Here is a 12,725-nt window from a genome sequence, read left to right on the forward strand (position 1 = left end):
CTGATTGAGTTGAGATAAATTCTGGTGAAACGCGCTGCATCAAATGTATTTGACCACGCTCGCCGAAAGCACAAGGCCCGCAAAGGCATCATTTTTTACGGCATTGCGATCAATTACTTCCATGTTGCAGGCGGCCACGGCACCAGAGATAAACAGCTGTCGTAGCATCAGTTTCCTGTTTCAGCGAACGCCTTGGCTAAGCATATGAAATGAGTGTCAGGCGCTTGCTGCGGGTAACGGCGATGGAACATCGCGCTACCGGGTGGCGGAATCGGCAATTAAAACCCGGTCACCACTTAATTGCATTATAGCGGTCGATTCGAAGAACACTATCGCCAAAGAGTTAAAAGTGGGTCTTGATGTGTGATTGTTTTGTTACTCGCAACTTTATACGGCTAACTAGGTCGTTCGGCGGCACGACTTTACAGTGATGTCTTTCTGACGCCATTAAGTCGAACAAGTTAGGACAATTACATCAACCCTTCTAGTCTGCGTCAGAGCCAGTGTAAAAACAGGTGCGAGCTCGTTCAATAATCGGCTGGTCCGATTGCGATTATCGCTCGACGGTTCGATAATCGAACGGTCTTGGCTGGCCGGGGTTGTGTGAGGGACCGGCTGCCGCTTGTAATAGCCGCTGAACCGTGTGGGAAAAGGACCTTAAATGAACGATCAAATGCGCAATTCCTTCGCTTCAGTGGCGCCGCCGATCGTTGCCTCGCCCGCCAAGCGGATCCAGGCACTGACCGGCGACCCGGATTTCATGACATCCCTGGCCCGTGGCCTGGCCGTGGTGCAAGCGTTCCAGGAGCGCAAACGTCACCTCACCATCGCCCAGATCAGTCACCGCACGGAAATTCCCCGCGCCGCTGTGCGACGTTGCCTGCACACGCTGATCAAACTCGGCTACGCCACCACCGACGGCCGCACGTATTCGCTGCTGCCTAAAGTACTGACGCTTGGTCATGCCTATGTGTCCTCGACGCCGCTGGCGGTTTCCGCTCAGCCCTACCTGGACCGCATGAGTGAGCAACTTCATGAAGCCTGCAACATGGCCACTCTGGAAGGCGATGACATCTTGTACATCGCTCGTTCGGCCACCACTCAGAGACTGATTTCCGTTGACCTGTCGGTGGGTGGTCGCCTGCCCGCCTATTGCACTTCGATGGGCCGGATTCTTCTCGCGGCGCTGGACGACACGTCACTGCGCGAGTACCTCGACCATGCAGAGCTGCAAGCCAAGACCAGCCGAACCCTGCATACCCCCGAGGCGTTGCTCGAATGCCTGCAAGAGGTGCGGCAGCAAGGCTGGTGCATCGTCGATCAGGAACTGGAGCAGGGCCTGCGCTCGATTGCCGTTCCGGTGTACGACGCTTCCGGCCAAGTGGTCGCGGCGCTCAATGTCAGTACCCACGCCGGCCGAGTCAGCCGCAACGAGCTGGAACAACGTTTCCTGCCTGGCCTTCTGAGCGCGAGTCGCGACCTCAGCGCGCAACTCTTTGCGTAAGCCATTTGCCTAAGCTGTTCGATAAACGCACAGACTCGCGTTTATCGAATTGACGCTCTTTCCCCAAGATCACTAATGTCGCGGCAGCGCCAGCCTTGGCTGGCTCCTATCCGACTGCGTTCTTTGCGTGGAATAAAAATAATGAACCAGCCCCAGTCTGCTGTAGGAAACTGCCTCGACGTGCAGTCCTTCATCAATGCTCAACCCATTTCGCGCTACCAATGGCGAGTGGTGATCCTGTGTTTCCTGATTGTTTTCCTCGATGGCCTCGACACGGCGGCCATGGGCTTCATCGCGCCCGCCCTGTCTCAGGATTGGGGCATCGACCGCGCCAGTCTCGGCCCGGTGATGAGCGCGGCGTTGATCGGCATGGTCTTCGGCGCACTGGGTTCTGGCCCATTGGCTGACCGCTTCGGGCGAAAAATCGTACTGGTGGGCGCGGTGCTGTTGTTCGGCGCGTTCAGCCTGGCTTCGGCTTACAGCACCAACGTCGATCAGTTGCTGGTACTGCGTTTCCTCACCGGCCTGGGCCTTGGCGCGGGTATGCCGAACGCCACGACGCTACTGTCCGAATACACCCCGGAGCGCAAGAAATCCCTGCTGGTGACCAGCATGTTCTGCGGCTTCAACCTCGGCATGGCGGGCGGCGGTTTCATTTCCGCCAAACTGATTCCGGCCTTTGGTTGGCACAGTCTGCTGATGATCGGCGGGATTTTGCCGCTGATCCTCGCCGTCGTATTGCTGTTCTGGCTGCCGGAATCGGCACGCTACCTCGTCGTCCGCAATCGCGGTACTGACAAAGTGCGCAAGACCCTGGCGCCCATCGATCCAACTGTCGTCGCCCAGGCTTCCAGCTTCAGCGTGCCGGAACAGAAAACCGTGAAGGCCCGCAACGTGTTCGCGGTGATCTTCTCCGGCACCTACAGCACCGGCACCTTGTTGCTGTGGCTGACCTACTTCATGGGGCTGGTGATCGTTTATCTGCTGACCAGTTGGCTGCCGACGCTGATGCGTGACAGTGGCGCGAGCATGGAGCAGTCGGCATTCATCGGCGCGTTGTTCCAGTTTGGCGGGGTATTGAGCGCGGTGGGCGTGGGCTGGGCGATGGACCGGTTCAATCCGCACAAGGTTATCGGCATTTTCTATCTATTCGCCGGGGTGTTTGCCTACGCGGTAGGGCAGAGCCTGGGCAACATCACGCTATTGGCGACGTTGGTGCTCGTGGCCGGGATGTGCGTCAACGGCGCGCAATCGGCGATGCCTTCACTGGCGGCGCGGTTTTATCCGACTCAAGGGCGGGCGACAGGGGTGTCGTGGATGCTCGGGATTGGCCGCTTTGGCGCGATCCTCGGTGCGTGGATGGGCGCAACGCTATTGGGCCTGGGTTGGAACTTCGAGCAGGTGCTGACGGCGCTGGTGATTCCGGCAGCCCTGGCGGCCACGGCGGTGGTGATCAAGGGCATGGTCAGTCATGCGGATGCGACCTGATCCGGCTTGAGATAGCGGTGTAGCAGAAAAGATCGCAGCCTGCGGCAGCTCACAGAGGAAAGCGAACACCCGTAGGAGCTGCCGAAGGCTGCGATCTTTTGCAGGCGACAGAGAACGATAGTCAGGCAACAATCTGTTCGATAAACGAACACTCAGTCGATTATCGGATTGTTTGGCGTTTTTCAGGGGCTTACTCTTCAGTCATTCCGGCGCTGCGCATCGCGCCTTTTTCTTCCACTGCGGTTCATAACAAAACGGGAGCCTGCCCCATGGCTGAAATCCTTTCGCTGCACGACGCGGTGAAGCAATTCGTAAACGACGGCGATACGGTCGCGCTCGAAGGCTTCACTCACCTGATCCCTACGGCGGCGGGTCACGAAATCATTCGCCAGGGCAAGAAAGACCTGACCCTGGTGCGGATGACGCCTGACCTGATCTACGACCAGTTGATCGGCGCCGGTTGTGCTCGCAAGCTGATTTTCTCCTGGGGCGGTAATCCGGGTGTCGGTTCGCTGCATCGCCTGCGTGATGCCGTCGAGAAGCAGTGGCCGCACGCGCTGGAAATCGAAGAGCACAGTCACGCCGACCTGGCCAATGCCTACGTCGCTGGCGCTTCCGGCCTACCGTTCGCGGTGCTGCGTGCCTACGCCGGCTCCGACCTGCCGAAGGTCAACCCGCTGATCAAAACCGTCACCTGCCCATTCACCGGTGAAGTATTGGCGGCCGTGCCTTCGGTGCGCCCGGACATCACCGTGATTCACGCGCAGAAAGCCGACCGCAAAGGCAACGTGTTGCTGTGGGGCATTCTCGGCGTGCAGAAAGAAGCGGCACTGGCCGCCAAGCGTTGCATCGTTACCGTCGAGGAAATCGTCGACGACCTCAATGCACCGATGAACTCCTGCGTTCTGCCGACTTGGGCGTTGAGCGCTGTCTGCCACGTTCCCGGCGGTGCGCATCCGTCCTACGCTCACGGCTACAACGAGCGTGATAACCGTTTCTACCAGGCTTGGGACCCGATTGCCCGCGACCGTGAAACCTTCACCGCGTGGATCAACGAGTACATCCACGGCTGCGCTGACTTCAGCGAGTTCCAGGCCAAACTGGCCGCTGCTTCGGAGGCCAAGTAATGACTTACACCACCAATGAAATGATGACCGTCGCCGCTGCCCGCCGTCTGAAAAACGGTTCGGTGTGTTTCGTCGGCATCGGCCTGCCGTCGAAAGCCGCCAACCTGGCGCGTCTGACTTCCTCGCCAGATGTAGTCCTGATCTACGAATCGGGTCCGATCGGTGCCAAACCGAGCGTGCTGCCGCTGTCGATCGGTGACGGTGAACTGGCGGAAACCGCTGACACCGTCGTCCCGACCGGTGAGATTTTTCGCTACTGGTTGCAGGGCGGGCGCATCGACGTCGGTTTCCTCGGCGCCGCGCAAGTCGACCGCTTCGGCAATATCAACACCACCGTGGTGGGCGACTACCATCAGCCGAAAGTCCGCCTGCCGGGTGCCGGCGGTGCGCCGGAGATCGCCGGTTCGGCCAAAAGCGTGCTGATCATCCTCAAGCAATCGGCGCGTTCTTTTGTCGACAAACTCGACTTCATTACCTCGGTCGGCCATGGCGAGGGTGGTGATTCGCGCAAGCGTCTTGGTCTGCCGGGCGTCGGTCCGGTCGGCATCATCACTGACTTGTGCATCATGGAACCGGAAGCCGGCACCCATGAATTCGTGGTCACCGCGCTGCACCCAGGGGTGACCCGTGAACAAGTGGTCGCCGCAACCGGTTGGGCGATTCGCTTCGCCGAGCATGTTGAAAACACTGCTGAGCCGACCGAGGTCGAACTGAAGGCGCTCAGGGATCTGGAAGCCCGCACTGCCGCGGCCCACGGCCAAGCACCCGGAGAAGCCTGATGCGTGACGTTTATATCTGCGACGCAATTCGCACCCCCATCGGCCGTTTCGGCGGTGGCCTGTCGGCGGTTCGCGCCGACGACCTTGCCGCCGTGCCGATCAAGGCATTGATGGAGCGCAACCCGTCGGTGGACTGGAACGCAGTGGACGAGGTGTTCCTCGGTTGCGCCAACCAGGCCGGCGAAGACAACCGCAACGTGGCGCGCATGGCATTGTTGCTGGCGGGCCTGCCGGAAACCATTCCGGGCGTGACCCTCAATCGCCTCTGCGCCTCGGGTATGGATGCCATCGGCACTGCATTTCGGGCGATCGCCAGTGGCGAGATGGAATTGGCAATTGCCGGCGGCGTTGAGTCGATGTCCCGCGCCCCGTTTGTGATGGGCAAGGCTGACGCGGCGTTCTCGCGCAACATGAAGCTGGAAGACACCACCATCGGCTGGCGCTTCATCAACCCGTTGATGAAAGCCCAATACGGCGTGGATGCGATGCCGCAAACCGCCGACAACGTGGCTGACGATTACGAAGTTTCCCGCGAGGATCAGGACGCTTTCGCACTGCGCAGTCAGCAGCGGACAGCCGCCGCGCAAGCCGCAGGATTTTTCGCCGAAGAAATCGTTGAAGTGCGCATTGCCCACAAGAAAGGTGAAACCGTCGTCAGCCAGGATGAGCATCCTCGCGCCGACACCACGCTGGAAACCCTGGCCAAACTCAAACCGGTCAACGGTCCCGACAAAACCGTCACCGCCGGCAATGCTTCCGGGGTGAACGACGGTGCAGCGGCGTTGATTCTGGCCTCGGCCGAAGCCATAAAAAAACACGGCCTGACGGCTCGCGCCAAAGTGCTGGGCATGTCCAGTGCCGGTGTCGCACCCCGGGTAATGGGCATTGGTCCGGTGCCTGCGGTGCGCAAACTGACCGAACGTCTCGGCCTGGCCGTCAGCGATTTCGATGTGATCGAACTCAACGAAGCGTTCGCCAGCCAGGGTTTGGCGGTGCTGCGGGAACTGGGGCTGGCGGACGACGCGGCCCAGGTCAACCCGAACGGTGGCGCCATTGCCTTGGGCCATCCGTTGGGCATGAGCGGCGCCCGCCTGGTGCTGACCGCGCTGCATCAGCTGGAAAAAACGGGTGGCAAGAAAGGTCTGGCGACCATGTGCGTCGGCGTCGGCCAGGGTCTGGCCTTGGCGATCGAACGGGTCTGACGCTTAGCTTCAATAAATAGAAAGCGTCGGCTAATAAGAACAGAGGAAAGCGTAATGACTGACAAGCCTGGTTACCGCCGCCCGCAAGAGGGCACCCAGCCGGAATACCTGCACCCGGCCTATCAATCCACCAACCTTCGCTCGCCGTCCAAGCCGTTGGTGTTTTTGCCCCATTCGCTATCGGAAATTACCGGTCCGACCATCGGCGCCGAGCATGTGCAGGAGCAGGACAACGACCTGACCGCCCAGCACAAGGGCGAGCCACTGGGCGAGCGCATCATCATTCACGGCCGCGTGCTGGATGAGGATGGTTTGCCGGTGCCGGGCATTCTGGTGGAGATCTGGCAGGCCAATGCCGCCGGTCGCTACAACCATGACCGTGACCTGCACGATGCGCCGCTGGACCCGAACTTCACCGGTACCGGCCGCACCGTGACCGACGCCGATGGCGGGTACCAGTTCCAGACCATCAAGCCCGGCGCCTATCCGTGGGGCAACCACCACAACGCCTGGCGCCCGGCGCACATCCATTTCTCACTGTTCGGGCCGAGCATTCTGACGCGCCTGGTCACGCAGATGTATTTCCCGGGCGATCCGTTGCTGGCGTATGACCCGATCTACAACTGCGTACCGGATACCAGCGCCAAAGAGCGTTTGATCGCCAGTTTCGATCTGGAAAAAACCATCCCTTCCTATGCCCTCGGTTATCGCTGGGACATCGTCTTGCGCGGCCGCGAAGCCACGCCGATGGAGAAATAAGATGACGCTGAACGCGACCACATCCCACACCGTCGGGCCGTATTACCACATCGGTTTGACCTGGCTGAACCGCGAAGACCTGACCGTCGAACAAACCCTGGGCCAGCGCGTGGCGATCACCGGGCAAGTCATCGATGGCAACGGCGACGTCGTCAACGACGCGATGCTGGAAGTCTGGCAAGCCAACGCCGCCGGCAAGTATGACCACCCCGAAGACGATCAGGACAAACCCCTGGACCCGAACTTCGAAGGGTTTGGCCGGGTGCCGGTGGATGCTGAAGGGCGCTTTCGATTCACCACGATCAAACCGGGCACGGTGGAAGGCTTGAAAGGCACGACTCAGGCGCCGCATCTGGTGGTGCTAGTGTTTGCTCGCGGGTTGGTGAAGCACTTGCTGACGCGGATTTACTTTGATGGCGAACCGGCCAACGTGGCGGATCCGCTGCTGGAATGTGTGCCGGCTGAACGCCGCAGCACGTTGCTGGCCAAGGCTGATGCTTCGGGTGTTTATCAGTGGAATGTGATTCTGCAAGGGACGGATGCCGAGACGGTGTTCTTCGATTATTGAGTGATGAAGGCTCTGCTGGTCAGGGAGATTTTGTGGCGAGGGGCTTACCCCTCGCCACAGAGATTGCATTGCCAGTCGAAGTATTGCACAACGACCTTTGATTTCTACGCGTAGGCCTGACTGGCCCACGCCTGCAGGGACTGTTTATGAAAGAGCGACCGGGCAATCAATTGTTCGATGCCTATTTCACTGCACGCGGTATGCGTGAGGTGTTCTGCGATCAGGGTCGGATTCAAGCGATGCTTGATTTCGAAGCGGCACTGGCCCGGGCCGAGGCGCGGGTCGGGCTGATTCCGCAAACGGCTGTCGCGCCTATTGAAGCGGCATGTCAGGCCGGGCATTACGACTTCGCCGCCCTCGGCGAGGCGATTGCCACGGCGGGCAATTCGGCGATTCCGTTGGTCAAGGCGTTGGGTAAACAGATCGCGGCCAACAATGCCGAAGCCGAGCGCTACGTGCATCTGGGCGCGACCAGCCAGGACGTGATGGACTCAGGTTTGGTGCTGCAACTGCGCCGGGCGCTGGAGCTGATCGAAAGCGATCTGGCGCAACTGGGCGAAATCCTCTCGGCCCAAGCCCAGCGTTACGTCGCCACACCATTGGCCGGGCGCACCTGGTTGCAGCACGCGACGCCCGTCACCCTCGGCATGAAGATCGCCGGTTGGCTGGGCGCTGTCACCCGCAGCCGCCAACGTCTGCTGGAGCTCAAACCACGATTGTTGGTGCTGCAATTTGGCGGCGCCTCCGGAACCCTCGCGGCCCTCGGCGAGCAGGCGATGCCGATTGCCCAAGCGCTGGCTGAAGAATTGAAACTGACACTGCCAGATCAACCCTGGCACACCCAGCGAGATCGCTTGGTGGAGTTCGGCTCGGTACTCGGTTTGATCGCCGGAAGCCTCGGCAAACTGGGCCGCGACATCAGCCTGTTGATGCAGACCGAAGCCGCTGAAGTGTTCGAACCTTCCGCGCCGGGCAAGGGCGGTTCTTCGACCATGCCGCACAAACGCAACCCGGTGGGCGCGGCGGTGTTGATCGGCGCGGCAACGCGCATTCCGGGTTTGCTCTCGACCCTGTTCAGCGCCATGCCTCAAGAACACGAGCGCAGCCTGGGTCTGTGGCATGCCGAGTGGGAAACCCTGCCGGAGATTTGCTGCCTGGTGTCCGGCAGCCTGAAACAAGCGCTGCTGGTGGCGGATGGACTGGAAGCGGACGCCGAGCGCATGGCCCGTAACCTCGATCTGACACAAGGGCTGGTGCTCGCCGAAGCGGTGAGCATCGTCCTCGCTCAACGAGGGGGGCGCGACACGGCGCACCATTTGCTGGAGCAATGCTGCAAGCGCGCAGTGGCTGAACAACGTCATCTGCGAGCGGTGCTCGGCGACGAGCCGCAAGTGACCGCCGAACTGTCGGATGCTGAACTCGATCATCTGCTGGACCCCGCCCATTACCTCGGTCAGGCCCATACCTGGGTCGAGCGAGCGGTGGCTGAACATTCTGCGTTGACTGCCTGAAGGAGATTGCTGTGGCTTTCGTACAACTCGCCGAGGGCGAACTGCACTACCAAATTCAAGGGCCGCAACTCGATGGCCCGGCGGATGCGCCGGTGCTGGTGCTGTCCAACTCGCTGGGCACCGACCTGCACATGTGGGACGCGCAAGTTGCGGCGTTCACCGAGCATTTCCGCGTGCTGCGTTTCGACACCCGTGGTCATGGCCAATCGCTGGTCACGCCGGGGCCGTACAGCATCGAGCAACTGGGCCATGACGTGCTGGCGCTGCTGGATGCGTTGCACATCGAACGCGCGCATTTCTGCGGTCTGTCCATGGGCGGGCTGATTGGCCAGTGGTTGGGGATCAACGCTGGTGATCGCCTGAACAAACTGGTGGTGTGCAACACCGCGGCGAAAATCGGTGATCCGTCGGTATGGAACCCACGCATTGAAACCGTGCTGCGTGACGGTCCGGCCGCCATGGTCGCCCTTCGTGATGCGTCAATTGCGCGCTGGTTCACCGCGGATTTTGCTGAAGCCAATCCTGCTGCCGCGAAGAAGATTACTGACATGCTCGCAGCCACCTCGCCTGAAGGGTATGCCGCGAACTGTGCCGCCGTGCGCGATGCCGATTTCCGCGATCAGTTGTCCTCGATCAAAGTGCCGCTGCTGGTCATCGCCGGCACCGAAGACGCGGTCACGCCGCCGTCCGGTGGGCACTTCATTCAGGAACACGTGCAGGGCGCCGAGTACGCCGAGTTCTATGCCGCGCACCTGTCCAACGTTCAGGCCGGTGCTGCGTTCAGCGAGCGCGTGTTGGCATTTTTGTCAGGCCATTGAGGGTTTTTTTGTGGACGAGAAACAACGTTACGACGAAGGCCTGAAAGTCCGCCGTGCCGTACTCGGCGACGCCCATGTCGACCGCAGCCTGAACGCGCTGACCGAGTTCAACTCGGAGTTTCAGGAAATGATCACCCGTCACGCCTGGGGCGACATCTGGACCCGTCCGGGACTGCCGCGTCATACCCGCAGCCTGATCACCATGGCCATGCTGATCGGCATGAACCGCAACGAAGAACTCAAACTGCACCTGCGCGCCGCCGCCAACAACGGCGTGACCCGCGGCGAGATCAAGGAAGTGATCATGCAGAGCGCGATCTACTGCGGCATTCCGGCAGCGAATGCGACGTTCCATCTGGCGGAGTCGGTGTGGGATGAGCTTGGGGTTGAATCGCGGGAATAGAGTAACGGCTTCAAAAAAGATCGCAGCCTGCGGCAGCTCCTACAGGGGAACGTATACACCTGTAGGAGCTGCCGCAGGCTGCGATCTTTTGATCTTCAAACCGTGGCCACAATGAAGATTCGTTTGAACGGAAACAATGTGTGCCCGTCGCTCTCCGGCGGGTAATGCGCATGCACGCGCATCAGGTAGTGGTAAATGAACCGCGCCTGCTCATCATCCTTCAGTCCCTGCATCACCGGCCTTAGCGCCGAGACTTTGACCCAGTCATAGATCGGCGATTTGCCGTCGACAACCTGTAGCTGTTCGGTCTCCCAGATATCCAGGGTCTGGGTGATCGGCGAGAGCAACCGATAGTAACTTTCCAAAGACAACAGCGGCCGCGCAGCCATGGCCTCGCGCAATTGCGAGGTGCCGAGTGGTTTGCCACCGGGGCCTGCCGTTTCAAGGGTGTCGAGCATCAGTTGGTACCACAGCGCGTCCCGCCAGTCGGGCATGTGCGCTGCCAGGCATCCACCCGGATTGAGCTGGCAGAGCAGTCGCGGCAATAACTGTTCGTGACCACTGACGAAGTGCAGGACGGCGGCGGCGAACAGCAGGTCCGCCGGTTGTTCGGGTTGCCAGTCGAGTAGATCGCACTGTTTCCACAACGCCTTGATCGGCAGGCAACGGGCTTCGTCCAGCATTTGCTCCGAACTGTCGATGCCCTGCAACTGCGCTCGAGGCCAGCGCTTGGCCAATAGTTGCGTGGCGATGCCGGTGCCGCATCCCAGGTCGTAGATGTGTTTGGGCTGTTTGAGTTTGACACGGTCGAGCAATTCATTGACCGGTCGTTGCCTGAGGCTGGAAAACTGCTGGTATGCGTTGGCGTCCCAGTGGGTGCAGGCTTTCCCTGCCGTTTCAAGTTTGACGCTCATGAGGTGATCCTCTCTGGCGGTTACAGTTGTCTTCCGATGACGTTCAATGTTTTCAGGACAACGGCCACGCCTTTGCGCGTGTCCGGGTCGTTCAGCAGTTTGATCAACGTATAGGCCCCTGGCGGCTCGGGGGCGGCTGCAACCTCGGCCTTGGCCAGGCGCACGGCGTTACTGACTGTCCAGGTGGTCGCCGTAGCGTTTTCGAACAGCCGCGCCAGTTTTTCCACCATCGCTGCGTCCAGCAGGTCGGTCATGTCCGAGACCAGCGATAGCACATCGACAATGTTGTCCAGCCGACCGCCGTCGATCAGCGGTTGAATTTTCGCCATCAAGGCGGCGAGTCCCGGCGTCGCTGGCATGCCGGCAGCGCTGGTCGCCAGCGTTTCATCTGATAGGTTCGTCACGGTTTACTCCTCCCTGAGCAGATCAAAGCATTCCACGGGCAACCGCCCAGTACAGGCCACGATTGAAGCCATTTCTCAGCAGACCGCCGAGTTTGGTCGGCGGTGTCGGCAGGACGTCATGGGCGTAGTCGTACCACAGCGGCATACCGGCGTTGAGACCCATCTGCGCCACGGCCTGAACCCTTCCGTCGTAGACGCTGTTGGGCGCACCGAGGCGAATCTCGGCAGCAATGTTGTTGGCGATGACCGGGGCCTGGTTATGGCAGGCACCACCGGCCTTGCTCACCGGGAGATCGACGGTGTCGCCAATCACGTAGACGTGTTCCAGGCCGTAGACCTGCAGGGTCTCGTGGTGGGTCGGCAACCAACCTTCGTTGTTGGGCGCTTGAGACGCTCCGGACTCCAGTACGGCATCGACGGCGCGGATCGGCGGTGTCGCCATCAGGATGTCGAAGGGTTGCTCTTCGCCTTCTTCGGAGTAGGCGATTTTTCGTTCGGGATCGACACGGCTGAGGGTGAAGCCGCGCTGGAAGCGGATATTCTTCTGCTCGAAAATGCCGGGCAGAATGTCCCCGGTGGGGCGTTGCAGAAACAGGCAGTTACGCAGCAACTGAGCCGTGGTCGGGTAGGTGTAGACGATTTCCACCTGGTCCCGCACGCCCCGACGACGCAGGAAGTCGTCGAGCATCAACGTCGTTTCTACCGGTGCAATGCCGCATTGGTGCGGCACGTTGGGGGTCTGCGGGAAAGACACAGTGATGAAGATCCGGCCTTTTTTGATCGTGTTCAGCCGTTCTGCCAACTGCCGGGCGGGCTGATATTGGTAGAAGTGGTCGCCGGCTTCTTTCAAGCCATCGATACGCTCCGGCGCGGGCACGCAGCCGGTGGCAATGACCAGAAAGTCATAGCCATAGCGCTTGCCGCTACGGGTTTTCAGGCATTGTCCGGGGAAATCGAAACGCGTGACCTCTTCGACGTAAAAGCTGATTTCCGGGCGCAACAGTGAACGTTCCGGACGCTTGAGTTCTTCTTCAAAGAACTGATTGAACGCCACGTACATGAACGCAGGTTTATAGAAGTGATCGGGGGAGTTGGACAGCAGTGCAATCGAGACTTCGCCGCGCAGGATTTCTGGATACAGCTTGCTGGCCAGTTGATTGGCCAACATGGTTCCACCTACGCCGCCACCGACGATAACTATTCGCTTGCTCATACCTGACCTCCGTGGTCATGGCAGCTTCGCGTACA

14 protein-coding genes are annotated in these 12,725 nt (G+C 60.3%); 10 read left to right on the forward strand and 4 right to left on the reverse strand.

Annotation, left to right across the window (positions count from 1 at the left end; genetic code table 11):
- Window positions 1-39: 39 nt before the first annotated feature.
- The gene (locus WLY71_RS05765) at window positions 40-168 is read right to left on the reverse strand and encodes a hypothetical protein (RefSeq protein WP_259696353.1); all 129 of its coding nucleotides are present in this window, start codon (window positions 166-168) and stop codon (window positions 40-42) included.
- Window positions 169-661: 493 nt separating this feature from the next.
- Here WLY71_RS05765 and pcaR point away from each other — a divergent pair, with 493 nt between their 5' ends.
- The 10 genes from pcaR (at window position 662) to pcaC (ending at window position 10,159) form a co-directional block, all read left to right on the forward strand.
- Window positions 662-1,504 carry a pca regulon transcriptional regulator PcaR gene (pcaR, locus tag WLY71_RS05770; protein ID WP_008147316.1) on the forward strand — a complete coding sequence of 281 codons (843 nt, stop codon included), beginning with the start codon at window positions 662-664 and terminating at the stop codon, window positions 1,502-1,504.
- A 141-nt stretch (window positions 1,505-1,645) separates the two neighbouring features.
- Entirely contained in the window at window positions 1,646-2,992 is a 1,347-nt protein-coding gene (gene pcaK / locus WLY71_RS05775; protein ID WP_347802827.1) for a 4-hydroxybenzoate transporter PcaK, read from the forward strand.
- Window positions 2,993-3,261: 269 nt separating this feature from the next.
- Window positions 3,262-4,119, forward strand: a complete 858-nt coding sequence (locus WLY71_RS05780; protein WP_007947285.1) for a CoA transferase subunit A — start codon at window positions 3,262-3,264, stop codon at window positions 4,117-4,119.
- Entirely contained in the window at window positions 4,119-4,898 is a 780-nt protein-coding gene (locus WLY71_RS05785; RefSeq protein ID WP_347802828.1) for a CoA-transferase subunit beta, read from the forward strand. Before WLY71_RS05780 ends, WLY71_RS05785 begins: the two co-directional genes overlap by 1 nt.
- Window positions 4,895-6,100, forward strand: a complete 1,206-nt coding sequence (gene pcaF / locus WLY71_RS05790; protein ID WP_347802852.1) for a 3-oxoadipyl-CoA thiolase — start codon at window positions 4,895-4,897, stop codon at window positions 6,098-6,100. Before WLY71_RS05785 ends, pcaF begins: the two co-directional genes overlap by 4 nt.
- 54 nt (window positions 6,101-6,154) lie before the next feature.
- Entirely contained in the window at window positions 6,155-6,859 is a 705-nt protein-coding gene (gene pcaH / locus WLY71_RS05795) for a protocatechuate 3,4-dioxygenase subunit beta (protein WP_347802829.1), read from the forward strand.
- A 1-nt stretch (window position 6,860) separates the two neighbouring features.
- Window positions 6,861-7,427, forward strand: coding sequence for a protocatechuate 3,4-dioxygenase subunit alpha (gene pcaG, locus WLY71_RS05800; RefSeq protein WP_347802830.1), 567 nt, complete (start codon window positions 6,861-6,863; stop codon window positions 7,425-7,427).
- Between the two features lie 146 nt (window positions 7,428-7,573).
- Window positions 7,574-8,938, forward strand: a complete 1,365-nt coding sequence (locus WLY71_RS05805; protein ID WP_347802831.1) for a 3-carboxy-cis,cis-muconate cycloisomerase — start codon at window positions 7,574-7,576, stop codon at window positions 8,936-8,938.
- An 11-nt stretch (window positions 8,939-8,949) separates the two neighbouring features.
- The gene (gene pcaD / locus WLY71_RS05810; protein WP_347802832.1) at window positions 8,950-9,756 is read left to right on the forward strand and encodes a 3-oxoadipate enol-lactonase; all 807 of its coding nucleotides are present in this window, start codon (window positions 8,950-8,952) and stop codon (window positions 9,754-9,756) included.
- Between the two features lie 10 nt (window positions 9,757-9,766).
- Window positions 9,767-10,159: a 4-carboxymuconolactone decarboxylase gene (pcaC, locus tag WLY71_RS05815; protein ID WP_033060940.1), complete on the forward strand. Its 393-nt coding sequence runs from the start codon at window positions 9,767-9,769 to the stop codon at window positions 10,157-10,159.
- A gap of 95 nt (window positions 10,160-10,254) precedes the next feature.
- Here the strand turns inward: pcaC and WLY71_RS05820 are convergent, their stop codons facing one another.
- From WLY71_RS05820 to WLY71_RS05830, 3 genes are read right to left on the reverse strand one after another with little or no spacing between them, the layout of a single operon-like run.
- Entirely contained in the window at window positions 10,255-11,073 is an 819-nt protein-coding gene (locus WLY71_RS05820; RefSeq protein ID WP_347802833.1) for a methyltransferase domain-containing protein, read from the reverse strand.
- 20 nt (window positions 11,074-11,093) lie between these two features.
- On the reverse strand, window positions 11,094-11,477 hold the full coding sequence (locus WLY71_RS05825) for a DUF1641 domain-containing protein (RefSeq protein WP_347802834.1): 384 nt from the start codon (window positions 11,475-11,477) through the stop codon (window positions 11,094-11,096).
- Window positions 11,478-11,499: 22 nt separating this feature from the next.
- Window positions 11,500-12,690, reverse strand: a complete 1,191-nt coding sequence (locus tag WLY71_RS05830; protein ID WP_347802835.1) for an NAD(P)/FAD-dependent oxidoreductase — start codon at window positions 12,688-12,690, stop codon at window positions 11,500-11,502.
- Between the last annotated feature and the right edge of the window lie 35 nt (window positions 12,691-12,725).

Source organism: Pseudomonas rossensis (assembly GCF_039888995.1).
In the GTDB taxonomy this organism is placed as follows: Bacteria; Pseudomonadota; Gammaproteobacteria; order Pseudomonadales; family Pseudomonadaceae; genus Aquipseudomonas; species Aquipseudomonas rossensis.

What these genes read in the sequence shown, in the direction of transcription:
- WLY71_RS05785 (WP_347802828.1), top strand. Translation starts at nt 4,119, where the DNA reads ATGACTTACACCACCAATGAAATGATGACCGTCGCCGCTGCCCGCCGT.
- WLY71_RS05820 (WP_347802833.1), bottom strand. Translation starts at nt 11,073, where the DNA reads ATGAGCGTCAAACTTGAAACGGCAGGGAAAGCCTGCACCCACTGGGAC.
- WLY71_RS05805 (WP_347802831.1), top strand. Translation starts at nt 7,574, where the DNA reads ATGAAAGAGCGACCGGGCAATCAATTGTTCGATGCCTATTTCACTGCA.
- WLY71_RS05780 (WP_007947285.1), top strand. Translation starts at nt 3,262, where the DNA reads ATGGCTGAAATCCTTTCGCTGCACGACGCGGTGAAGCAATTCGTAAAC.
- pcaH (WP_347802829.1), top strand. Translation starts at nt 6,155, where the DNA reads ATGACTGACAAGCCTGGTTACCGCCGCCCGCAAGAGGGCACCCAGCCG.
- pcaR (WP_008147316.1), top strand. Translation starts at nt 662, where the DNA reads ATGAACGATCAAATGCGCAATTCCTTCGCTTCAGTGGCGCCGCCGATC.
- pcaK (WP_347802827.1), top strand. Translation starts at nt 1,646, where the DNA reads ATGAACCAGCCCCAGTCTGCTGTAGGAAACTGCCTCGACGTGCAGTCC.
- WLY71_RS05830 (WP_347802835.1), bottom strand. Translation starts at nt 12,690, where the DNA reads ATGAGCAAGCGAATAGTTATCGTCGGTGGCGGCGTAGGTGGAACCATG.
- pcaG (WP_347802830.1), top strand. Translation starts at nt 6,861, where the DNA reads ATGACGCTGAACGCGACCACATCCCACACCGTCGGGCCGTATTACCAC.
- WLY71_RS05765 (WP_259696353.1), bottom strand. Translation starts at nt 168, where the DNA reads ATGCTACGACAGCTGTTTATCTCTGGTGCCGTGGCCGCCTGCAACATG.